Source organism: Methylocystis sp. Uni0008, from assembly GCF_056838045.1.
In genome coordinates this window covers 2,383,680-2,404,840 of sequence record NZ_CM166370.1, presented here as the reverse complement: position 1 = coordinate 2,404,840, position 21,161 = coordinate 2,383,680, and the positions used below count along the sequence as shown (strand labels likewise).

Sequence of the window (21,161 nt, the reverse complement as noted above, 5' to 3'; positions counted from 1 at the left end):
GTCGAAGCGACGCTCGCCGCTGCGGTAAGGGTGCTCTAAACTATAAGCTCCGCTTCGGAAACCTCGCCGGCGGTCAAGCCCAAGGGCGCTTCGCGGCGGCCTGTTTTTCGTAAACGTCGATCTTGTCCGCCTTTTGAAGGGTCAGACCGATGTCGTCGAGCCCGTTCAGCAGGCAGTGCTTGCGAAACGGATCGATGTCGAACCTGATCACGCCGCCGTCGGGGCCGCGAATCTCCTGCGCCTCGAGGTCGATGGTGAGCGTGGCGTTCGCGCCGCGCTGGGCGTCGTCCATCAGCTTGTCGAGTTCGGCCTGGCTGACCGTGATCGGCAGAATGCCGTTCTTGAAGCAGTTGTTATAGAAAATATCGGCGAAGCTTGTCGAAATGACGCAGCGGACGCCATAGTCGAGCAGCGCCCAGGGGGCGTGTTCGCGCGACGAGCCGCAGCCGAAATTGTCGCCGGCGACAAGAATGCTGGCCTTGCGGTAGGCCGGCTGGTTCAGCACGAAATCGGGATTGTCGGAGCCGTCGTCGCGATAGCGCATCTCCGAGAAGAGGCCCTTGCCGAGGCCGGTGCGCTGGATGGTTTTGAGATATTGCTTGGGGATGATCATGTCCGTGTCGACGTTCATGATCGGCAGCGGCGCGGCGACGCCGGTCAGCGTGGTGAACTTTTCCATGATTCTTTCGATGTGACGCGAGGAAGCCTAGCGCCCTTTACCAAATCGCCGCAGTCAGGCAAAGCCAGGGACGCGAAGCGGACGCCCCAACTAGGCGCGAGGCGAAGGCTCGGCCGCCGGCATTTCCCGTCTCACGCCGCGTAGAAGCGCGACGCCGATCAGCAGCATCGCCACGCCCCAGATAATGAAGCCGGCGTCGTAGATCGGCCACAGCGCCCGATCCACCCGTTCATTCACATGATGTATTTCGAGGACAAGGTGGTTGATGACGCCATCGAATATATTGAATCCGCCCCAGCCGATCAGAACGGCGCCCAGGAGCCGCCGGCCGGACCACATGCCGCCAGCCTGGCGCGCGGCGCGCCACAAAAGGAACAGGCCCACGGCGACGCAGACATAAGCAAAACTGTGGAGGAGACCGTCCCAGTAGGTGTTGAACGCCATGCGCTCGACCGTTTCGGCAGGGCTCCAGTTGCTGACGAAATGATGCCACTGCAGAATCTGATGCAGCACGATGCCGTCGAAGAAAATGCCGAGGCCGACGCCCAGAATGACCGCGCCGGCGGTCGGAAAGGCGGCCCGGAGGCCGTTGACGCGATAGTCGGCTGCCTGTGTCATGTCGATGTCCGCTGGCCCGTAGACCGTTGGAACGCTCCGTGCGCAAGCGTGTTCCGCCCCTCGCATTTTTACGAAGGCTTCTGCTAAAGGTGTTGAGCGAAGCTGAAGCCACAACGATCCGGCCATGACGCTGCAGCGTTTGATCATCGAAGCGATCGGCTATCTCGCCGCGGCGGCGAGCGTGTTCGTCTATGTGTCGAACACCATGATCCCGCTGCGTATCGGCGCCATTCTGGCCAATGCGCTGTTCGCCCTCTACTTCTTCCTCAAGGGCCTCTATCCGCTCTTCGCGCTCAACGCCTTTCTCGTGCCGGTCAACATCGTGCGGCTTCGGCAGATGCGACGCCTTGTCGAGGACATTCGCGCCGCCGCCTCCGAGGATTTCGATTTCGAATGGCTGCGCCCCTATATGAAGCCGCTCAAGCTCTCCGAGGGCTTCGTTCTGCATCGCAAGGGCGATCTCTCGGAGGAAGCCTATCTCCTGGTGCGCGGCGAGATTCATCTGCGCGAGCCTGACGTGACGCTGAAGCCCGGCGCGCTGTTCGGCGAGATGGGCATGTTCACCAATGAAAACCGCCGCACCGCCACCGCCGACGCCGCGACCGACGTCGAGCTTCTCTGCGTGCGCTACGACGATCTCCTGCAGCTCTCGGCGCAGAATCCACAGTTCGGCTTTTATCTGATGCGGCTGATGGTCCGGCGCATGCAGCACAATGTGGAGATCGCGCGAACGGGCAAGGGGTGACGCGCATCGCGGCGACATCCCACCGGCGTCATGCCCGCGCTTGTCGCGGGCGTCCACGCGGGTATCGGCTACGCTTGAAAGGCTGTAATAGGCGTCGCTGACCAGGGATTGCGCAGCATCATGGCGTGGATGGCCGGGCCCAGGCCGGCCATGACGAACTCGAAGGCGTCAGAACAATAATGTCGCAGAAGATCTACCCCGTCACGGACGACTGGAAGAAGAACGCGCGCGTCGACGAAGAAAGCTACCGCCGTCTCTATGAGCGCTCGCTCCAGGATCCGGAAGGCTTCTGGGCCGAGCAGGCGCAGCGCATCGACTGGATCACGCCCTTCTCCAAAGTGAAGCGCACCAGTTTCGACACGCATAATGTGTCGATCCGCTGGTTCGAGGACGGCACGACCAATGTCGCGATGAATTGCGTCGACCGCCATCTGCCGGAGCGCGCCAACAAGACCGCGATCATCTGGGAAGGCGACGACCCTTCCGTATGCCGTCACATCACCTACGCCGAACTGCATGAGCAAGTCTGCCGCTTCGCCAATGTGCTCAAGAGGCACGGCGTCAAGAAGGGCGATCGCGTCACCATCTATCTGCCGATGATTCCCGAGGCCGCTTTCGCGATGCTCGCCTGCGCCCGCATCGGCGCGATTCATTCGGTGGTCTTTGGCGGCTTCTCGCCGGATTCGCTCGCGGGACGCATCGAGGACGCGCAATCGGACGTCATCGTCACCGCCGACGAGGGCCTGCGCGGCGGCAAGAAAGTTCCGCTGAAAGCCAATGTCGACGCAGCGCTCGACAAGGTCTCCGCAAAGGCGGTCATCGTCGTGACGCGCACCGGCGCCGAGATCGACATGCAGCCCGGCCGCGACTTCCGCTATGAGGAGGAAGCCGCGCGCGTCCACGCCGATTGTCCCTATGCGGAGATGGACGCGGAAGACCCGCTGTTCATTCTTTACACGTCAGGCTCGACCGGCAAGCCGAAGGGCGCGCTGCATACGACCGGCGGCTATCTCGTCTACGCTTCGCTCACCCATGAACTCGTCTTCGACTATCGCGAGGGCGACGTCTATTGGTGCACGGCCGACGTCGGCTGGGTGACCGGCCACAGCTATATTCTCTACGGTCCGCTCGCCAATGGCGCGACGACGCTAATGTTCGAAGGCGTGCCGAATTATCCGAGCGTGTCGCGCTTCTGGGAAATCGTCGACAAGCACAAGGTCGATATTTTCTACACCGCGCCGACAGCCATTCGCGCGCTGATGGCGGCAGGCGAAGCGCCGGTGAAAAAGACCAGCCGCAAGTCGCTGCGCCTCTTGGGCTCGGTCGGCGAGCCGATCAATCCGGAAGCCTGGGAATGGTATCATCGCGTCGTCGGCGAAGGCCGCTGTCCGATCGTCGACACATGGTGGCAGACGGAAACGGGCGGCGTGCTGATCTCGCCGCTGCCCGGCGCGATTGATCTCAAGCCCGGCTCCGCGACGCGGCCCTTCTTCGGCGTCGCCCCGGAGATCGTCGATGCTGCCGGCAATGTGCTCGAAGGCCAGTGCGAAGGCCTGCTCGTCATCGCCGATTCATGGCCGGGGCAGATGCGCACCGTCTATGGCGATCACGAACGTTTTGCGCAGACCTATTTCTCCGCCTTTCCCGGCAAATATTTCACCGGCGACGGCGCCAAGCGCGATTGTGATGGCGATTATTGGATCACCGGCCGCGTTGACGACGTGATCAATGTCTCAGGCCATCGCCTCGGCACGGCGGAAGTCGAAAGCGCGCTCGTCGCGCATGAGAAAGTGTCGGAAGCCGCCGTCGTCGGCTATCCGCACGAGATCAAGGGACAGGGCATCTACGCCTATGTCACGCTCAATCAGGGCGTGACGCCGAGCGAACATCTGCGCAAGGAGCTGGCGCAGTGGGTGCGTCACGAGATCGGCCCGATCGCGACGCCCGACATCGTGCAATTCGCGCCGGGATTGCCGAAGACGCGCTCAGGCAAGATCATGCGGCGCATCCTGCGCAAGATCGCCGAAGGGGAGTTCGGCGCGCTCGGCGACACCTCGACGCTCGCTGATCCGAGCGTCGTGGAGGAGCTGGTCAAGGAGAGGCCGGCGTAAGCGCCGTCATCTTCCGCAGGCGCCGAAGGCGAGAGCAAGGACGGCGGAAGCTCGCCGTCCTTGTCGTCGTCAGTGACGGCCGATGCGCTCGATCGCCTTCAGATGCCGCTCGACCATCGGAAGGCCGCCGGCCGCGACAGAGCGCAGCTGCGGATTGTCGCCATTCCCGGCATAGCCCCGAAGCAGCGTCACGGTCTCGCGATGCGCGAGGCGCTGCTGGTCGAGATAGACGTCATCGAAGTCGTCGTCGGACGCCTCGTGCAGATGCGTGAGCATGTTCTGCCGACGCGCGTCGAGCGCCGGCGCCGGCATGGGGTCCGGCAGCGCGTCCGCGACTTCGCTGCTCATCAGCGCGGATTGCATCTGGTGCAGCGAGGTCGTGTGATGCGCGACCATCATCTCGCCGAAGGCGCGCACCGATTCCGAGCGGCCGCGCCGCGCCGCCATCATTCCGGCCTCGATCTCGTAGAGATCGCCGGCGCTGGCGTTCGAGACGAAGGCCTCGCTCACACGCGAGCCGAAGGTCGAGGCGGACGCCATGCCGACCATGCCGCCGAGGGTGTCGGCGGCCTGGTTGAAGGCGCCTTTCACGGCGCCCGCGCTGCCTTCTTCTCCCCGCTTCTTGGGATCAGCCATCATCGCTCTCCTTCATTCCGCCGCGGCCGCGCCGCCGCCGAGGTCGAAATTGTTGGCCCTGGCCGCGCGCCAGTAACCAAGATCGCCATGCGGTCCTTCCTCCTGCAGCGCCGCGACTGGATGCGGCGTATCCTCGCGGCGGTATTCCTCGCCGAACTCCGCCACATGGCGCTCGATCGCCTGCTCGGTTGGCGCGCCGCCGGCGTTCACCCGCGCCTGATATTCGAAGTAGCGATGGCCCTGCGGCAGGTCGGTGACCGGAAGGAACGTCGAATCCCAGGCGGTGAGGTCGACCTGATCGGCGACGACCTGTTTGAGATAGGCCTTGTTCTCTTCGAAGGTCATGGCTTTGTCGTAGCCGGGTCCGAGAATTTCGGCCGCGTCCTTGCCCTCGATCTCCTCGAGCGCGCGCGCCGCGATCTGCAGATGCTCGATCTCCATGGCGAGATGCAGCTCCCAGATCGCCTTGATGCGCGGATCGACTTCCGTCTGCATGCACGACCAGTAGAGCCAGCACTCGTGATTCTCGTGCAGCAGCCAGTTGGTCAGCCAGCTCACGGTCGGATCGAGACACGACTCATAATGGCTGACGTGCTGCTCCTCGATCTGCGCGATCTCCAGATAAACCGCGCGGGCGAGCGGATTATCCGGCCTGTTCCCGACATTCATGTAGTAGTTCATCGTCTGCTGCTCGGCGGAGACGAGCGTCATGGCGTTGAGGATCGACTGGCGATGCGCGGCCTGCACCGTCATCGGCCGACGAATGTCGTCGCGCGGTCGGGCGGCCGGGGGTGATGTCCGTATAATTGCCGGTGATCTCTTCGGCCTTGCGACGGTTGCCCATCAGATCCATGAGATTCGCGTAGCGGTAGAGGTGGTCGAAATCTTCGAGCAGGCCGAATTCATAAACCTGCCGCAGATAGGGATCGGGTTCGTTGCGCGCGAGCCATGCCGTGAGGTCGACGGCCACCTGCTCGTAGCCGATCGTCACCTCGATGACGTTCTCGTGCTTCTCGGCTGGGATGAGCCAGTTCACCGCCTTCTGCTGCTGCTGTTCTATGCGCCGCACCATCTGCAGGCGCTGTTTCAGCTCGACGTCGGCGGTGTTCCGGTTGAAGTTGTGCGAGAAGATGATCGCTTCAACTTCAATGCCGTTCATCAGGATGACGCGGCAGCGGGTGTAGGGGTGAACGTCCTCGGTGCGGTAGGGCTCAACGTTCAGCTCTGACCAGGAGCGAAGCTGTCGCTCGAGCGGCAGTCCGCGTTCTGCAAGCGGGTTAAACGGCATGGGCTGTCTCCGGAGTTGAGCACAGCAAACTTCTTCGGCCTTTACTCGTTCCCGGCCTCGCCGGAGGCGATCCGCTAAATATTCGCATCGCCGACAGAGAGCTGGGCCATGCGGGCATGGAGCGGCGCCTCGACGTCGAACATGCGACAGGTGGCGAGAAACCGCCCCTCATTGGCGCCCATCCGCCTGTTGCGCGGCTCCAACCCGCTTCATTCTCTTTCCTTGAGGAAGAGGATCCAGGAGATGCGGCGATTGCTTGTCATCCTCGCCGGACTAGTCGCGGTCGCCCCCGCACGCGCGGATTCCGACGTGGAGCACGCAAGGTATTCGGTGGTCGCCTCCCAAGGGGCCATCGAAATACGCGATTACGCGCCGCAGATCGTCGCAGAGACGACGGTCGCCGGCGAGCGCGGCGCGGCCGTTAGCGAAGGCTTTCGCCGCCTCGCCGGATATATCTTCGGCGACAATTCCCCGCAGCAGAAGATCGCCATGACCGCGCCTGTCGGACAGGCGCCGGAAAAAGGCGATTGGAAAGTGCGCTTCACCATGCCCGCCGAATTCAGCATGGCGAACCTGCCCAAGCCCAACAACGCCGAAGTCAGGCTCGTCGCCGCGCCGGCGATGCGCATGGCGGCGATCCGCTTCTCCGGCATCGTCAGCGACGACGCCCTCGCCGAGAATCAAGAGAAGCTGTTGGACTATGTGAAGCGGCAGGGGCTCTCGCCGAAGGGCGCGCCGCAATACGCCTTCTACGACCCGCCCTGGACGCTGCCCTGGAACCGGCGCAACGAAGTCATGGTCGAGATCGGCCGCTAGCGGGTAGAGCCGGGCCGGAAACTGAATTCAATGGCGAATTTTAGCGCTGCATTGGCGAGGTTGCAGCTATCTCAAGCCACGCTTTGGATTTTTTATCTTCCAAGCTTCGTTTGCAGAAGGAAGTGCGGCGGGTTTGTCCCTCGCTCGCTTGGCGCGGCCGCCCCCCGTTCGCGCAATCGCGAGACGCCAAGACGACGGTTTCGGCGACGCTCCTCCCGCGTCGTGAGGATCGGCGTCGATGCGCCGCAAATCTTCGCTGTGACGCGGCGGCCGGCGAGCGCGGCGTCAATCCAAGCTTGCGTCGCCTCGCCGGCAAAACATCCCAAAACGCCGCGGCAATCAGGCGCGGCAGAACGGATCACTTCTTTGCAAAAAGCGCCAGCGCTTCCGGCGCGAGCACGCCGCCGGTGATCTCGACCGTGGCGAAGGGCGCGGCCTGCGCCACCGCTTTGCTCGTGATCATGATCTGGCCGATTCGCTTCTCGAGCTGCTCGATCGAAGCGGCGTAGACGACGCGCCCGATTCCGCACCAGACGATCGCGCTCATGCACATCGGGCAGGGCTCGCCTGACGTGTAAAGCGTCGCGCCTTTTAGCTGCTTCGCCGGATGGTCGGCGACGAAGCGCCGAATCGCGACCATCTCGCCATGCGCCGTCGGATCATTGTCCGAGACGCCGAGATTGCGGCCGGTGGAGACGACCTTTCCGTCGCGCACGATCACGGCGCCGAAAGGAAAGTCTCCCCTCGCCGCTTCGGCGATCGCAAGCCGCATGAAGCCTTCATCATCAGGGCGGACGGAGGACCGCTCGGCTTTCGCATGCGCGGGCGATGTGGCGCCAAGCGCCGCCGCGAGTCCGCCGCCGATCGTCGCCAGCGCGCCGCGCCGGTTGAATCGATCGGCGCTGCTGACGCGTGACTTTTGCCTCATCTTCCGCCTCCGGCCCGCTTTCCGCTGTTAGCGCCAACTTGACACGGCGAACCGCCCAATGCCACTCGCGGCGGCGCAAACAAAAATGAGCAGGGGCGGTTACGCATGGCGAAGGCTTTGATTTTTCCAGGTCAGGGGTCGCAAGCGGTCGGCATGGGCAAGGCGCTGTTCGACGCCTCGGCGCCGGCGCGCGCGGTGTTCGCCGAAGTCGACGGGGCGCTGTCGCAGCCGCTTTCGAAACTCATGTTCGAAGGCCCTGAAGCGGAGCTGACCCTCACTGCCAACGCTCAGCCGGCGCTGATGGCGGTCTCGCTCGCCGCGATTCGCGCGCTTGAGGCGGAATGCGGCCTCGATCTCGCGCGCGACGCGGCCTTCGTCGCCGGACATTCGCTCGGCGAATATTCGGCCCTTGCGAGCGCCGGCGCGCTGACGATTTCCGACACCGCGCGGCTCCTGCGCATCCGCGGCGACGCGATGCAGAAGGCGGTCCCGGTCGGCCAGGGGGCGATGGCGGCGCTACTCGGGGCCGATCTCGATCAGGCGCGGGCGATCGCTCAGGAGGCGGCGACCGCCGCAAATGGCGTCTGTCAGGTGGCCAATGACAATGGCGGCGGCCAGGTGGTGATTTCTGGCGCGAAGACGGCCGTCGAAAAAGCGATCGACATCGCCAAAGACAAGGGAATCAAGCGCGCGGTGCTGCTGCCGGTGTCCGCCCCCTTCCATTGCGCGCTGATGCAGCCCGCCGCAGACGCCATGCGGGACGCGCTCGCGAGCGCGACGATCAGCGCGCCGCGGGTTCCTGTCGTCGCCAATGTGACGGCCGCGCCGACGCAGGACCCGGAGGCGATTCGCCGGCTGCTCGTCGAACAGGTCACCGGGGCGGTGCGCTGGCGCGAATGCGTCGCCTATATGGCCGATCACGGCGTGACGAAGTTCGTCGAATGCGGATCGGGCAAGGTGCTCGCGGGGCTGTTGAAGCGAATCGCGCCCGGCGCAGCGGGCATCTCGGTGGGAGCGCCGGCCGATTTCGAGGCCTACCGCGCCTTCGCTTAGAGGTTCTCCGAACCACGCAAAAGAAAAGGCCCGGTCGCGAGGACCGGGCCCATTCTCTCGACCGTTAAGGTCGATCGTCGGATCAGTACTTGGCCAACACCGGCGCCGGAGAGCCGAAGTTGAAGTGGTAGTTGATGCCGGCGCGGATCGTGTGGAAACGCGTGCGGTTGTTCACGTTGTTGAGGCCCCAACCCGGGTTGAACGCCCACAGCCAGTTGTTGTTGCTGCCGGTGCCGCTGATCTGCGTATACAGATACTCGACCTTGGCCGACCAGTTCGGGAAGAACATCCACTCGGCGCCGCCGCCGGCGGTCCAGCCGGTCTGCACCGCAGAGTTCTGGTTCAACCAGCCATTGCGCTGCACTTCGCCGTAAGCGAAACCGCCCGTGCCGTAGACCAGCAGTTGCGGGCTCAGCAGGGTGATGCCAACGCGGCCGCGAACGGTGCCGAACCAGTTCAGGCGAGCCGTGGCGCCGCCGTTGCCGAAGCCGGGGCCAAACAACCACCAGTTGTTGTTGTTGTTGCCGCCGGAACCCAGGCTCGTGCCCTGGAAGTCGGTCTCGGCGCCGACAACGAACATCGGCGTGACCTGGAAGTTGTAGCCGATCTGGCCACCGCCGATGACGCCGCCGGTGTTGTTGTTGCCGTTGTTCCAGCCCCAATTCCAGCCCTGGTTGGACGAATTGGAGGCATAGAAGCCACCGCCGAGGTTAAGACCGGCGTAGAACCCGGTCCAGGTCATGATCGGCGGCGGGGGAATATAGGGCGGAGGCGCCTTGTGGGAGGGTAGGTCGGCGGCGCTCGCAGCGCCGGCGAAAAGCGCCGTCGCCAGAGCCAGGGCCGAGATCGCTGTCTTCATCTCTCTATCCTTCAGTTCGAGCCAACTTAAATTAATAGGTGCGCGTCAGTCCTGTGACTCTTGCGGACGTTCAAGGACGCTGACCCCCAAGCACGGCGGAGTGTGGTCAAATTTCTCGCGGGAAACAACAAACAGAAGGTAAAAACGGGCCCGAAACGGCCAAAAGATTTGTAGTGTTGCAGTTGGGTCACATGAAGATTTGCGTACAATTCCAATGCTCCAACTCGACAATTCAGTCTTGAATCCGGCGTTTGCGGAGCGAAGCTGAGCTTTCGCCCGCCATTCTCCCGCTTTCTGATCCGGCGTCGCCGCTCTCTGCCCCTCCCCTGACGTTGAACCGCGGCTGAAAAAAGGCCTCGCCCGCGAACTGAGCTATAAGGCTCGCGCCATCGGCATGAGGGAGAAGAGGAAATGTTCGATCTTAAGGGCAAGAACGCGCTCGTTACCGGCGCAAGCGGCGGAATCGGCGCGGCGATCGCGCGCGCGCTTCATGCGTCCGGCGCGACCGTGGCGCTTTCGGGCACGAGGAAAGAGGCGCTGGAGGCGCTCGCCGGCGAACTGGACGGCCGCACGCACATTCTGCCCTGCAATCTCTCGCAAAAGGACGAGACGGAGAAGCTCGTGCCGGCCGCGGAAGCGGCGATGGGCGGGCTCGACGTTCTCGTCAACAACGCGGGCATCACCCGCGACATGCTGTTCATGCGGCTCAAGGACGAGGACTGGGACGCCGTCATCAACGTCAATCTGACCTCGGCCTTCCGCCTGTCGCGCGCGGCGCTGCGCGGCATGATGAAAAAGCGCTTTGGCCGCATCATCCAGATCACCTCGGTCGTCGGCGTGACCGGCAATCCCGGACAAGGCAATTATGCCGCCGCCAAGGCCGGCATGATCGGCATGTCGAAATCGCTCGCCGCCGAGGTCGCTTCGCGCGGGGTGACGGTCAACTGCGTCGCGCCAGGCTTCATCGAAAGCCCGATGACCGATGCGCTGACCGACGCGCAGAAAGAGGCGATCCTTCGGATGGTCCCCACCGGCAGGCTTGGAACGGGCGCCGACGTCGCCGCCGCCTGTGTCTATTTGGCGAGCGAAGAGGCGGCCTACGTCACCGGCCAAACCCTGCATGTCAATGGCGGCATGGCCATGATCTAGCAGCGAGGATTTGACGGCGGAGCAGCGCTTGCGGCGACTTTTCGCCGCGTCGTAGCGCGCTCTGCGCGCCTCTCGCCATGCTCGGGGAAGTATGCTACCAGACCTCGCCGCTGAGGGGCGGCGTCGCTGCGATTTCAACCCGGAAAGCAAGCCGCCAAGCGTCTTGCGGACACCAGGGCGGTCGGCGAGCGATTGCAAGTTCAAGGGACGAAGGCGATCATGGAGCGCGCCAGCCGGCTCGCACCAGGTCGCCAAAAGGCGCGAGCCAAACGCAGACAGGGATCAAAGAAGATGAGCGATGTCGCCGAGCGCGTGAAAAAGATTGTTGTCGAGCATCTCGGCGTCGAAGCCGATAAGGTCGTCGACAAAGCGAATTTCATCGACGATCTGGGAGCTGATTCGCTCGACACCGTCGAACTGGTCATGGCGTTCGAGGAAGAATTCGGCGTTGAGATTCCGGACGACGCCGCCGAGACGATTCTCACTGTCGGCGATGCGGTGAAGTTCCTCGAAAAGGCGAAAGCCGCCTGACGGACTGAAGAGATCCAAGCGCGCGCGGCGAATTCTCTTAAGAGGCTTCGCCGGCGTCGCCTTTTCCGACAACAATAAGAGTTCGAGAGTAGAGCCATGCGCAGGGTGGTCGTCACCGGTCTTGGCGTCGTATCTCCTTTGGGCTGCGGCCTGGAGACGAACTGGCGCCGTCTCGTCGCCGGGGAATGCGGCTTCAAGCGTATCGACACGTTCGAGGTCTCGGACCTCGCTTGTCAGATCGCCGCGGTCGTGCCGCGGGGCGACGGCCAGAACGGCACATTCAATCCCGACGACTGGTTCGATCCCAAAGAGCAGCGCAAGGTCGATGATTTCATCATCTACGGCGCGAGCGCGGCGACTCAGGCGCTGAATGACGCCGGATGGGTGGCCGATACGCCCGAGAAGCAGGAATCGACTGGCGTTCTGATCGGCTCCGGCATCGGCGGACTCGGCGGCATTTACGAGACCTCCGTCACGCTGCGAGAGAAGGGACCGCGGCGCGTGTCGCCCTTCTTCGTCTCGGGCCGAATCATCAATCTCGCTGGCGGCTATGTGTCGATCATGCATGGCCTGAAGGGACCGAATTCCGCGGTGGTCACGGCCTGCGCCACCGGCACCCACGCCATCGGCGACGCCGGGCGCATCATCGCCATGGGCGACGCCGACGTGATGGTCGCGGGCGGCGCCGAATCGCCGGTCAATCGCATTGGCGTCGCCGGCTTCGCCGCCTGCCGCGCGCTCTCCACCGGCTTCAACGATCGTCCCACGGCCGCCTCGCGGCCTTACGACAAGGACCGCGACGGCTTCGTGCTCGGCGAAGGCGCCGGATGCGTCGTGCTCGAGGAATATGAGCACGCCAAGGCGCGCGGCGCGAAGATCTACGCCGAACTCATCGGCTACGGCATGTCGGGCGACGCCTTTCACATCACCGCGCCGACCCCGGACGGCGACGGCGCCTATCGCTGCATGAAGGCGGCGCTGAAGCGCGCCGGCGTTTCCGTGACCGACATCGATTACGTGAACGCGCACGGCACGTCGACGCCGCTCGGGGACGAGATCGAACTCAAGGCGGTCGAGCGACTCCTCGGCAACGTCGAACCGAAGCTCGCCATGTCGTCGACCAAGTCGGCGATCGGCCATCTGCTCGGCGCCGCCGGCGCCGTCGAGGCGATTTATTCGATCCTCGCGATGCAGGCGAATGTCGCGCCGCCGACGCGCAATCTGGACAATCCTTCGGTCGAAACGGCGATCGATCTCGTGCCCCACAAGGCGCGCGAGAAGGAAATCAACATTGCTCTGTCGAACTCCTTCGGCTTCGGCGGCACCAACGCTTCGCTGTTGTTTCGACGCGCGTCCTGATCTTTGAGGCGCGTCAGCTCGATCGAGCCGCGCCTCTCGGCACGCATGCGACCTGCTCACCGAAGCGGCGCGTTCCTGAATTCGCCACAATAAAGCATAGTGTAAGTGCTCGGCGATAATCGGACTGCGCGAGTTCTTCGACTTTGATGGGCGTGTTGCGATGAGCGAAGCGGACGAAAAAGGCGCGCCCGAAAAGCAAACCGACGCTGCGGCTGCGCCCGCGGCCGATCCGGCGCCGGTGAAGGCTGAAGCGGTCGCGCCGCCGGAGCCTCCGACGACCGTCGAATCGACGACGAGCGCCGCCGAGCCGCCGAAACAAGTCGCGCCGCCTGCTCCGGCGCCAGTCCAGGAGCCTGTCGCGCCCGTCTCTGCTCCAGAGCCCGCGCCAGCGCCAGCTCCAACGCCCATCGCGGTTTCGTCCACGCCTGCGCCTGCAGGCGCGCCGCCGATTGCGGCCAGCGTCGCGGCGCCTCCGGCCGAGCCGCCGAAGCCGGCCGCTCCGCCGGCCCCGGAGGTTTCGCAGCCTGCTCCCGCGCCGGTCCAGGAGCGGATCGCGACGGCGGTCAATGAGCCTGTCGCCGGTGCCTCTGCGCCTGCGCCTGCGCCAATCATTCCTACGAAGACCGAAGAAGCGCCAGTCGCTCCCTCGCCAGGCGAGGCTCCAAGGCCTGTCACAGCGCCGGCCGCAGCTCCCGCTCCGCTTTCGCACGCGCCCGAAAGCGCGCCGCCAATTGCGGCCAGCGTCGCGGCGCCTCCGCCCGAGCCGCCGAAGCCGGCCGCCCCGTCGGCCGCCGAAATTCCAAAGCCGAGCCCTGCGGCCGCGCCGGTAAGCGTCGCGCCTCCGCCGGCGACTGCGCCCGCGCCCGCCCCGAAGGTCGCGGCGCCGCCCGAACAGCCGATAACCCCCGCCGCCGCGCTTGCCTACATCGCGAAGCCTGCGCCGGCTAAACCCGTCGCTACGCCGCCAGCGCCTGCGCCTGAGCCGCCGCGCCCGCTCGAACGCCCGCCAGTCGTGCAGCCGGTCGCTCCCGCGGCGACGGCTGCTGACATCCCGAGGCCCGCGCCAGCGCTCTCCGCTCCGCCCGCCGCAGCGCCGGTCCCGCCGGCGCCTGTGATCATCGCGTCACCTGCCGCGAGAGTTGAACCGCCCGCGCCCGAAGGGCCAAAACCGTCCGTTGCGTCTGCACCTGATCTTCCGAGACCCGCTCCAGCGCCGGTCCTGGCGCCCGTCGCCGAGGCGCCCGCGCCGACGGCCCCAGCGGCGCCGCCAGCGGCCGCGAGAGTCGAAGCGCCTGTTTCCGAGCCTCTGAAGTCTTCGGCCCCACCTGCGTCGGAAGTTCCAGCGCAGGCGCCGGCGCAACCTTCGACGGCAGTCGCCACTCCGCCCCCGCCTCCGATTCCACGGATGGAATGGGCTGCAAACACGCCGGTGGCGCCTGCGCCGACGGCCGCGGCTGCTCCGCTAGCGGCCGCGAGAGTCGAAGCGCCTATTTCCGAGCCTCTGACGTCTTCGGCGCCAACCCCGTCCCAAGTTTCAGCGCCTGCGGCCGCGCAACCCGCACCGCCAGTCCCCGCTCCTGCCCCCCCGGCTCCGATTCCACGGATGGAATGGGCTGCAAACACGCCTGTGGCGCCCGTCGCGCCGCCCGCCAGCACGCCGCCCGCACCGGCGCGGGCTGCGCCAGCGGAGGCGCCGAAGACCTTCGCCGCGCCTTCGCGCGAACACGCCGCACCCGCGCCGCCGCCGCCGGTTACGCCAACATCGCCGCCTCTTTCAGCGCCTCGGACGGCGCCGACTCCGCCCGCGAGGGGCGAAGCCCCGGCGCTTGGACCCGCCGGCCAGCCTTCGGCGGCAAAGCCCGAGGCTCCCGCGGCGCGATCCGGCATCTTCCGGCGCCGCACCCCTCAGCAAAACGCCGAGCAGGCGCCGCCCCGCGCCGCCGCCCCGCCGCCGAAGAAGCGAAAGCGCCGCGAGGGCACGCTCTCCATGGCGAGTGGGTTCCTGAGCTTTGTGCTGGTCGCGCTCGTCGCGGGGGTCTTCGGCGTTATCGCCGTCCTGCACAAGCTGAAGGCTCCCGGCCCGCTCGCCGCCGACAAGGTCGTCTATATTCCGCCGCGCAGCGACTTGATCGAGATCATCTCTCAGCTCGAGCGCGAAGGCGTCATTTCCAGTTCGACGCTCATGCAGCTGGGGCTGGTTCTCGAAGGCAAGCTCGGCAAGATGAAGCCGGGCGAATATGGCTTCAAGAAACACATGAGCCTGCGCGACGTGATCGAACAGATCGCCTCCGGCCGGCAGATCATGCACAGCGTGACCATCCCGGAAGGTCTGACGTCGGAACAGGTCGTGCAGAAGCTGAAGGAAGCCGAGCTTCTCGTGGGCGACGTCGTCGATCTTCCCAAGGAAGGCGCTCTGCTGCCGGAGACCTATAAATTCCCCCGCGGCTACCCTCGCGCGCGACTCCTCGCCAAGATGCAGGAGGATCAGCGCAAGGCGCTCGACGCGATCTGGGCCAAGCGCTCGCCGGAGCTGCCGCTTCGCACGCCTTACGAATTGGTGACGCTGGCGTCGATCGTCGAAAAGGAGACCGGCAAGGTCGAAGAGCGGCCGCGCGTCGCCGCCGTATTCGTCAACCGGCTGCGCAAGGGCATGCGCCTTCAGTCGGATCCGACGATCATCTACGGCCTCGTCGGCGGCAAGGCGACGCTCGGCCGGCCGATCATGCGCGCCGAGATCGAGAAGTGGACGCCCTACAACACCTACGCCATCGACGGGCTGCCGCCGGGGCCGATCGCCAATCCCGGCCGCGCGGCGCTCGAAGCCGCCGCGCATCCGGCGCCGACGCGCGATCTCTATTTCGTCGCCGACGGCACGGGCGGGCACGTCTTCTCCGAATCGCTCGACCAGCATTCGCGCAACGTCCAGAACTGGCGGCGGCTGGAGAAGGAAAAGACCGATGGCGCGGTCGATCGCGCCACGCCGGGGGTCCCCGCGCCCGCCGCGCCCAAGCCCGAGAAACGAACGCAGGCTCCCATTGGCCGTCTCGTTACGATGGCCCAGAGTCACGAGGATTATCCGCCGAGCCGCGCCATGGCGCCCGACGATGGACCGACGCACCGGCTCGGCAAATTCGCCTTCGCCGAATCTGATTTTTTGCTCGGCGGCCATGGCGACCGCACGCAGGCTTATGCGCGCGAGTTCGCCGCCCTCAGGCGCGCCCGACCCTTCTTTACCGAACAGTCGGCGCAACTGCCGGCGCAAGCGTTGTTCGACCCGACCGTCTTCGCCAGCCGTCAGCCGCCGCCCGAGGTGGAGGAGGAAGAGCGACTCAATCCGGACATGACGACGGTGGCGCGCGGTCCGGACGCACAGCAGGTCGAGGGCCGCGACATCGCGTCCTATCCGGTGTCGCCGGCGCAGCGCGCGGAACTCAAGGCCCGCGCCGCGCGCCTTGGCCTTGCCGCCGCCTCCGACGAGCTTCCGGGGGAGGCGCTCGGCGAACGGGGACTCCAGGACGCGCCGCCGCCGGCCGGCGCCACGGCCCTGGCGCCGACAGGCGGTCGGCCATTCCGTCCGCGCGCCTTCGACGCCTCGGAAGGCACGCCGCTCGACCCGCTGCGTGACAAGAGCTGGGATCTCACCTCGGCCAAGACCGTCCCGTCCACGACCGATTTGCGGTAAGGCCAGCGCGGCGATAGTGAGGCGCGGCGGGTCCGGCCTGACGCCGATCCGCCTTTTCGGAGTCGCCGCCGCACATGAGCATTCTCAGCATGACGGGGTTCGCCCGGAGCCAGGGCGCCGTCGCCGCCTTTCGTTATTCGTGGGAGCTCAAGAGCGTCAACGCGAAAGGCCTCGATTTGCGGCTGCGCGCGCCGCCGGACTTCGATTCCGTGGAGATCAAGGCGCGCGAAAAAATCGCCGCGAGGCTCGCGCGCGGGGCGGTCTTCGCCAATCTCGTCGCAAAGCGCGAGGACGAGGCGCAGAGCGCGCGACTGAACCGCGCCGCTCTCGACGCGCTTCTCGACGCGCTATCCGAAACGCCCCCGCCCGCAAATGTCGGACCCGCGACGCTCGACGGCCTGCTCGCCATCCGCGGCGTGGTCGAGCTCGTCGAGCCGGAGCTTTCCGACGCCCAAAGGGCTGATCTCGAATCGCATATTCTTCAATCGCTGGACGAAGCGCTCGACGCGCTGATCGCCTCGCGCAAAGCCGAAGGCGACGCGCTGGCGACGGTGCTTTTGCAGCGGCTGGATCGCATATCGACCCTCGCGGCGCAGGCCGACGCCGCGCCGGCGCGCCAGCCCGAAGCGATTCGCGCGCGACTGCAACAGCAGCTCGCCCGCCTTCTGGAAGGCGCCGATTCATTGGATCCTGCGCGACTGCATCAGGAAGCGGCGCTGCTGGCGGTGCGCGCCGACATTCGCGAAGAACTCGATCGGCTGAAGGCCCATCTCGAAAGCGCATCCAAACTTCTCGTGGCCGGGGGACCGATCGGCCGTCGTCTGGATTTCCTCGCGCAGGAGCTTGGCCGCGAAACCAACACGCTCTGCGCCAAATCGAACGACGCCGGACTTACCGCCATCGGCCTGGAGCTGAAGATCGAGGTCGAGCAATTTCGAGAGCAGGTTCAGAATATCGAGTGAATAGCGCGTAGAAGCAGGTGAGTGGACAGGAGCGCCGCTACTCACTACTCACTATCGCCAATCGCCATTCACAAACTCGCTTCATGACTCCCACTCCTTCCAGCCGCCGCGGCATCGTCCTCATTCTTTCCTCGCCCTCCGGCGCAGGCAAGACGACTCTGACGCGGATGCTGCTGCAGGATCGCGATCTGGATCTGACGCTGTCGATCTCGGTGACGACGCGCGCGCGACGCTCGAGCGAAGTCGACGGCATCCATTACACTTTCATTCGCGAACGCCAATTCGCCGCCATGCGCGACGCCGGCGAACTTCTGGAATGGGCCGAGGTGCACGGCAATTTCTACGGCACGCCGCGTGGGCCGGTCGAAGACATTCTCGCGCAGGGCCGCGACTGCCTCTTCGACATCGATTATCAGGGCACCCGGCAAGTGCGCGAGAAGATGGGCGCCGACGCGGTCACCGTCTTCATTCTGCCGCCGTCCATGGACGAATTGCGGGCGCGCCTGGAGCGGCGCGCTGAAGATCCGCGCGACGCGATCGAGCGGCGTCTGGAGAATGCGCGCAAGGAAATCGCGCGCTGGAAAGACTACGATTATGTGATCGTCAACGACGATCTGCAGCGCGCCTTCAATGATCTGATCGCGATTCTGCGCGCCGAAAGGCAGCGGCGGCCAAGGCGCGACAAGGAAATCGAGCAGTTCGTCGCCAAGCTTTTAAGCGAATAGTCCTTCGCGCAAAGCGCGCTATTTCCTCCTCATGGCGGCGATCGCTCTCAAACGCGTTTACGAGCCCGCGGAGGCGGAAGATGGAACGCGCGTGCTCGTCGACCGTCTCTGGCCGCGCGGCCTGCGCAAGGACAAAGCGGAAATCGATCTCTGGGCGAAGGACATCGCGCCGAGCGATGCGTTGCGCCGCTGGTTCGGCCATCGGCCTGAGCGCTGGGAAGAATTCCAGAAGCGCTATCGCGACGAGCTTGCCGCGCCCGAAGCGCAAGCGCAGGTCAAGACGCTACGCGCTATGGCGCGCAAAAATCATCTCACGCTGCTCTATGCGGCGCACGACGAGACGATGAACAACGCCGTCGTGCTGCGAGATCAGCTGCGCAAGCGTCACTGAGCCGAAAACGCATTGGCGAGAGCGACGAAACCCGCGACATCGATTTCTTCCGCGCGTCTGGTTTCGTCTATGCCGGCGGCGGCAAGCAGCGCCGGCGCGTCGACGCCGAGCGATTTCAAGCTCTGACGCAGCATCTTGCGGCGCTGTCCGAACGCCGCTTGCGTGACGCGCGACAAAGCGCGCGGCTCGCAGTCGAGCGGCTTGGCGTTGGGCGTCAGCTCGACGACCGACGACGTCACTTTCGGCGGCGGCGTGAAAGCCGCGGGCGAGACGTCGAACAAGATGCGCGCCTTTGTGCGCCAGCCGCAGAGCACCGCAAGGCGGCCGTAATCCGCGCGCTCTTTCGGCGTCGCGACGATGCGCAGCGCCACCTCTTTTTGAAACATCAGCACATAGCGATCGAAAACGGAGGGCCATGGCTCCGCTTCGATCCATTTCGTCAGCAAGGCGGTCGCGACATTGTAGGGAAGATTGGCGCAGATGCGCGCAGCATGAGGGCTGGCCTTCCCGACAGGCCGAAGGCCTGATCGGGAATCCAGAGTGACGGCTTCATCGGTATTTGCTTTGGATACCCGATCGCCCGCTGCGCGCGCGTCGGGAATGACGGGCGCGCAGCGGGCGAGATCCGCGACGTCGATCTCGAGCGCGTCGCCTTCGACGATCGTCAGTCGGCCCGAATAATGCGCGGCGATTTCTTCCAGCGCCGGCAGACAACGCGGGTCGCGTTCGATCGCGATGACGCTGGCGCCCTGCTCGAGCAGCGCGCGCGTGAGGCCGCCGGGACCTGGACCGATCTCGACGACGATCGTGTCGTCGAAGGGTCCTGCGGCGCGGGCGATGCGCGCCGTGAGATTGAGATCGAACAGAAAGTTCTGTCCGAGCGATTTTCTCGCGTCGAGCCCGTAGCGGGCGACGACGTCTCGCAAAGGCGGCAGCGCGTCGGCCACTTACGTCATGCGTCCTGCAAGTTTGATCGCCTCGATCAGACTCGTCGGATCGGCGACGCCCTTGCCGGCGATGTCGAACGCCGTTCCATGGTCGGGCGACGTGCGCACGAAGGGAAGGCCGAGCGTGACATTGACCCCGCGCTCGAAGGCGAGCGTCTTGATCGGAATAAGCGCCTGATCATGCGTCGGACACAGCGCCACGTCATATTTCGCGCGCGCGGCCGCGTGGAACATCGTGTCGGCGGGAAAAGGGCCCGACGCATGCACGCCGCGCGCGCGCAATTCGGCGATCGCCGGCGCGATGATGTCGATCTCCTCACGGCCGAGCGCGCCGTCTTCGCCTGCATGAGGATTGAGACCCGAAAAGGCGAGGCGCGGCTCCTCGATCTGAAAGCGCATCTTCAGATCATGCGCGACGATTTCGCCCGTCTCGACGATCAGCTCGCGCGTCAGGCGCTTGGGCGCATCAACGAGCGGAATATGAATCGTGATCGGAACGACGGCGAGTTCCTGCGACCACAGCATCATCACCGCGCGATGGTCGCCGCCATAATGGCGATGCGCGAGTTCGGCCAAAAATTCGGTATGCCCCGGATGTTTGAAGCCTGCCTGATACAGAATCGACTTCGTGATCGGATTGGTGACGAGAGAGCGCGCTTCGCCCCTGGCGACGCAGTCGACCGCCTGCTCGATGGATCGCAGCGTCGACGGCGCGTCGACCGGATCAGGACTGCCGGGAACGCCGCTGACGACGTTGCTGCCCGTGTCGACCACAGGCAGCGCGCGTGAGAACACGTCGCAGGCATGCGCCGTCGTCGTGTTTTCGATCTGGATTTCGAGCGCGAGATTGGCCGCAGCGCGGGCGATGAAGGCGGGATCGCTCAGCAGAAAGAACGGCGGCAGATCGTTCAAGTGACGCGCCACATAGGCCATGACCGCAAGCTCCGGCCCGATGCCTGAGGGATCACCTTGCGTGAGGGCGATGGGGGCGGGCGTCACGACTCTTAACCGCCTCGTAAAAGCCGCGCGAGTGAGAGCAGGCGCAGATTGGTCATAAGCGACAGTGTCGCAGGGGCGCTGCGAAATCAAACGGGGGGCGCGGACAATGCATAGCTTTAAACTATGAAATTACCGACTGTGCTTACGCTCGAATGTCATGAAGAGCGCAGCATCGCCTGGCTATACCGCGCCGCAGGGAAAATTTATTTTTCGTAAGGCGTCTTATTGCGCGTGTCCCGGCGCCATGTCCGCCAAAAAAAGAAGCTCCAGTGGACCGCTTCGGCCCACCGGAGCTTTTCATGATCCTGAGGATTATTGTGCGCCTTCGAGGATGATCCGGCCGCTTGGATCATGTGCGCCACCATTGCTCAGCTGGCGCGGATAGTGTCGCATGACGTCGCGCGGGGCTGCGCTCAGCGCTTCGTCGCGCCTGTGTTCGCGCACCGCGTCGCCCCAAACCTGGCCGAAATTATAGTGCCGCTCATAGGCGAAGGCCGATCCGGCGGAAAGCGCGACTCCCAGCGCCGCGGCGGCAAAGACGAGTTTGAAAGACATCGTTTGCTCCATCTCGACAGGCGCTGACGGGCGGGATGCTCGCTGCGCCCCTGTGGAGAACAGAATCCTTCATCTCTCTGTCATAAAAAAGTGTAGGATGCTTCTCCCCTGCTTCGGCGGTTGTGCAG

General features: G+C 65.0%; 20 protein-coding genes and 1 pseudogene. 11 read left to right on the top strand and 10 right to left on the bottom strand.

Going from position 1 to position 21,161, the window contains the following annotated elements; translation table 11 throughout:
- Window positions 1-73: 73 nt before the first annotated feature.
- Window positions 74-679 carry a 3-isopropylmalate dehydratase small subunit gene (gene leuD / locus AC0X69_RS11950; protein ID WP_482607862.1) on the bottom strand — a complete coding sequence of 202 codons (606 nt, stop codon included), beginning with the start codon at window positions 677-679 and terminating at the stop codon, window positions 74-76.
- Window positions 680-769: 90 nt separating this feature from the next.
- A complete protein-coding gene (locus AC0X69_RS11945) occupies window positions 770-1,297 on the bottom strand; it encodes a DUF2243 domain-containing protein (RefSeq protein ID WP_482607861.1) in 528 nt (175 codons plus the stop codon).
- 124 nt (window positions 1,298-1,421) lie between these two features.
- Here AC0X69_RS11945 and AC0X69_RS11940 point away from each other — a divergent pair, with 124 nt between their 5' ends.
- Together AC0X69_RS11940 and acs are read left to right on the top strand one after the other, a co-directional pair.
- Window positions 1,422-2,042, top strand: coding sequence for a Crp/Fnr family transcriptional regulator (locus tag AC0X69_RS11940; RefSeq protein WP_482607859.1), 621 nt, complete (start codon window positions 1,422-1,424; stop codon window positions 2,040-2,042).
- 179 nt (window positions 2,043-2,221) lie between these two features.
- Window positions 2,222-4,153, top strand: coding sequence for an acetate--CoA ligase (gene acs / locus AC0X69_RS11935; protein ID WP_482607858.1), 1,932 nt, complete (start codon window positions 2,222-2,224; stop codon window positions 4,151-4,153).
- A gap of 69 nt (window positions 4,154-4,222) precedes the next feature.
- Here the strand turns inward: acs and AC0X69_RS11930 are convergent, their stop codons facing one another.
- The 3 genes from AC0X69_RS11930 to AC0X69_RS11920 are packed head-to-tail and all read right to left on the bottom strand — an operon-like array spanning window position 4,223 to window position 6,077.
- Window positions 4,223-4,789, bottom strand: a complete 567-nt coding sequence (locus AC0X69_RS11930; RefSeq protein WP_482607856.1) for a DUF4142 domain-containing protein — start codon at window positions 4,787-4,789, stop codon at window positions 4,223-4,225.
- A gap of 12 nt (window positions 4,790-4,801) precedes the next feature.
- Window positions 4,802-5,542, bottom strand: coding sequence for a hypothetical protein (locus tag AC0X69_RS11925; protein WP_482607855.1), 741 nt, complete (start codon window positions 5,540-5,542; stop codon window positions 4,802-4,804).
- Window positions 5,433-6,077 (bottom strand): hypothetical protein, encoded by a 645-nt coding sequence (locus AC0X69_RS11920; RefSeq protein ID WP_482607854.1) that lies wholly within the window; start codon window positions 6,075-6,077, stop codon window positions 5,433-5,435. Before AC0X69_RS11920 ends, AC0X69_RS11925 begins: the two co-directional genes overlap by 110 nt.
- Window positions 6,078-6,320: 243 nt before the next feature.
- On the opposite strand from AC0X69_RS11920, the gene AC0X69_RS11915 reads away from it, so the two are divergent.
- Window positions 6,321-6,893, top strand: coding sequence for an SOUL family heme-binding protein (locus AC0X69_RS11915; protein WP_482607853.1), 573 nt, complete (start codon window positions 6,321-6,323; stop codon window positions 6,891-6,893).
- A gap of 358 nt (window positions 6,894-7,251) precedes the next feature.
- Here the strand turns inward: AC0X69_RS11915 and AC0X69_RS11910 are convergent, their stop codons facing one another.
- Window positions 7,252-7,821 (bottom strand): nucleoside deaminase, encoded by a 570-nt coding sequence (locus AC0X69_RS11910; RefSeq protein WP_482607851.1) that lies wholly within the window; start codon window positions 7,819-7,821, stop codon window positions 7,252-7,254.
- A 105-nt stretch (window positions 7,822-7,926) separates the two neighbouring features.
- Between AC0X69_RS11910 and fabD the strand changes: the two genes are divergently transcribed.
- Window positions 7,927-8,874 carry an ACP S-malonyltransferase gene (gene fabD / locus AC0X69_RS11905; protein WP_482607849.1) on the top strand — a complete coding sequence of 316 codons (948 nt, stop codon included), beginning with the start codon at window positions 7,927-7,929 and terminating at the stop codon, window positions 8,872-8,874.
- Between the two features lie 82 nt (window positions 8,875-8,956).
- Here the strand turns inward: fabD and AC0X69_RS11900 are convergent, their stop codons facing one another.
- Window positions 8,957-9,733 (bottom strand): outer membrane protein, encoded by a 777-nt coding sequence (locus AC0X69_RS11900; protein WP_482607847.1) that lies wholly within the window; start codon window positions 9,731-9,733, stop codon window positions 8,957-8,959.
- A 411-nt stretch (window positions 9,734-10,144) separates the two neighbouring features.
- Here AC0X69_RS11900 and fabG point away from each other — a divergent pair, with 411 nt between their 5' ends.
- The 7 genes and pseudogenes from fabG (at window position 10,145) to AC0X69_RS11865 (ending at window position 18,532) form a co-directional block, all read left to right on the top strand.
- Window positions 10,145-10,882: a 3-oxoacyl-[acyl-carrier-protein] reductase gene (fabG, locus tag AC0X69_RS11895; protein ID WP_482607845.1), complete on the top strand. Its 738-nt coding sequence runs from the start codon at window positions 10,145-10,147 to the stop codon at window positions 10,880-10,882.
- 291 nt (window positions 10,883-11,173) lie between these two features.
- Window positions 11,174-11,413 (top strand): acyl carrier protein, encoded by a 240-nt coding sequence (locus AC0X69_RS11890; RefSeq protein ID WP_014891668.1) that lies wholly within the window; start codon window positions 11,174-11,176, stop codon window positions 11,411-11,413.
- 96 nt (window positions 11,414-11,509) lie between these two features.
- Window positions 11,510-12,772 (top strand): beta-ketoacyl-ACP synthase II, encoded by a 1,263-nt coding sequence (fabF, locus tag AC0X69_RS11885; protein ID WP_482607842.1) that lies wholly within the window; start codon window positions 11,510-11,512, stop codon window positions 12,770-12,772.
- A gap of 160 nt (window positions 12,773-12,932) precedes the next feature.
- Window positions 12,933-15,785, top strand: a pseudogene (gene mltG / locus AC0X69_RS11880) (endolytic transglycosylase MltG); the annotation flags it as partial.
- 743 nt (window positions 15,786-16,528) lie between these two features.
- A complete protein-coding gene (locus AC0X69_RS11875) occupies window positions 16,529-17,416 on the top strand; it encodes a YicC/YloC family endoribonuclease (protein WP_482607841.1) in 888 nt (295 codons plus the stop codon).
- 83 nt (window positions 17,417-17,499) lie between these two features.
- Complete coding sequence (gene gmk / locus AC0X69_RS11870) at window positions 17,500-18,141, top strand: guanylate kinase (protein ID WP_482607839.1); 642 nt, start codon at window positions 17,500-17,502, stop codon at window positions 18,139-18,141.
- Between the two features lie 31 nt (window positions 18,142-18,172).
- Window positions 18,173-18,532 carry a DUF488 domain-containing protein gene (locus AC0X69_RS11865; protein WP_482607837.1) on the top strand — a complete coding sequence of 120 codons (360 nt, stop codon included), beginning with the start codon at window positions 18,173-18,175 and terminating at the stop codon, window positions 18,530-18,532.
- On the opposite strand, the gene AC0X69_RS11860 is transcribed toward AC0X69_RS11865, so the two are convergent.
- The 3 genes from AC0X69_RS11860 to AC0X69_RS11850 form a co-directional block, all read right to left on the bottom strand.
- Window positions 18,526-19,479 carry a ribosomal RNA small subunit methyltransferase A gene (locus tag AC0X69_RS11860; RefSeq protein ID WP_482607835.1) on the bottom strand — a complete coding sequence of 318 codons (954 nt, stop codon included), beginning with the start codon at window positions 19,477-19,479 and terminating at the stop codon, window positions 18,526-18,528. The two genes, AC0X69_RS11865 and AC0X69_RS11860, sit on opposite strands and share 7 nt — an antisense overlap.
- Entirely contained in the window at window positions 19,480-20,478 is a 999-nt protein-coding gene (gene pdxA, locus AC0X69_RS11855; protein WP_482607833.1) for a 4-hydroxythreonine-4-phosphate dehydrogenase PdxA, read from the bottom strand. It lies immediately after the preceding gene.
- Between the two features lie 312 nt (window positions 20,479-20,790).
- A complete protein-coding gene (locus AC0X69_RS11850; RefSeq protein WP_482607831.1) occupies window positions 20,791-21,033 on the bottom strand; it encodes a hypothetical protein in 243 nt (80 codons plus the stop codon).
- Between the last annotated feature and the right edge of the window lie 128 nt (window positions 21,034-21,161).

Excerpts from the sequence above, each read along its gene's own strand:
- leuD (WP_482607862.1), bottom strand. The coding sequence starts at position 679 with ATGGAAAAGTTCACCACGCTGACCGGCGTCGCCGCGCCGCTGCCGATC.
- AC0X69_RS11945 (WP_482607861.1), bottom strand. The coding sequence starts at position 1,297 with ATGACACAGGCAGCCGACTATCGCGTCAACGGCCTCCGGGCCGCCTTT.
- AC0X69_RS11940 (WP_482607859.1), top strand. The coding sequence starts at position 1,422 with ATGACGCTGCAGCGTTTGATCATCGAAGCGATCGGCTATCTCGCCGCG.
- acs (WP_482607858.1), top strand. The coding sequence starts at position 2,222 with ATGTCGCAGAAGATCTACCCCGTCACGGACGACTGGAAGAAGAACGCG.
- AC0X69_RS11930 (WP_482607856.1), bottom strand. The coding sequence starts at position 4,789 with ATGGCTGATCCCAAGAAGCGGGGAGAAGAAGGCAGCGCGGGCGCCGTG.
- AC0X69_RS11925 (WP_482607855.1), bottom strand. The coding sequence starts at position 5,542 with ATGACGGTGCAGGCCGCGCATCGCCAGTCGATCCTCAACGCCATGACG.
- AC0X69_RS11920 (WP_482607854.1), bottom strand. The coding sequence starts at position 6,077 with ATGCCGTTTAACCCGCTTGCAGAACGCGGACTGCCGCTCGAGCGACAG.
- AC0X69_RS11915 (WP_482607853.1), top strand. The coding sequence starts at position 6,321 with ATGCGGCGATTGCTTGTCATCCTCGCCGGACTAGTCGCGGTCGCCCCC.
- AC0X69_RS11910 (WP_482607851.1), bottom strand. The coding sequence starts at position 7,821 with ATGAGGCAAAAGTCACGCGTCAGCAGCGCCGATCGATTCAACCGGCGC.
- fabD (WP_482607849.1), top strand. The coding sequence starts at position 7,927 with ATGGCGAAGGCTTTGATTTTTCCAGGTCAGGGGTCGCAAGCGGTCGGC.
- AC0X69_RS11900 (WP_482607847.1), bottom strand. The coding sequence starts at position 9,733 with ATGAAGACAGCGATCTCGGCCCTGGCTCTGGCGACGGCGCTTTTCGCC.
- fabG (WP_482607845.1), top strand. The coding sequence starts at position 10,145 with ATGTTCGATCTTAAGGGCAAGAACGCGCTCGTTACCGGCGCAAGCGGC.
- AC0X69_RS11890 (WP_014891668.1), top strand. The coding sequence starts at position 11,174 with ATGAGCGATGTCGCCGAGCGCGTGAAAAAGATTGTTGTCGAGCATCTC.
- fabF (WP_482607842.1), top strand. The coding sequence starts at position 11,510 with ATGCGCAGGGTGGTCGTCACCGGTCTTGGCGTCGTATCTCCTTTGGGC.
- AC0X69_RS11875 (WP_482607841.1), top strand. The coding sequence starts at position 16,529 with ATGAGCATTCTCAGCATGACGGGGTTCGCCCGGAGCCAGGGCGCCGTC.
- gmk (WP_482607839.1), top strand. The coding sequence starts at position 17,500 with ATGACTCCCACTCCTTCCAGCCGCCGCGGCATCGTCCTCATTCTTTCC.
- AC0X69_RS11865 (WP_482607837.1), top strand. The coding sequence starts at position 18,173 with ATGGCGGCGATCGCTCTCAAACGCGTTTACGAGCCCGCGGAGGCGGAA.
- AC0X69_RS11850 (WP_482607831.1), bottom strand. The coding sequence starts at position 21,033 with ATGTCTTTCAAACTCGTCTTTGCCGCCGCGGCGCTGGGAGTCGCGCTT.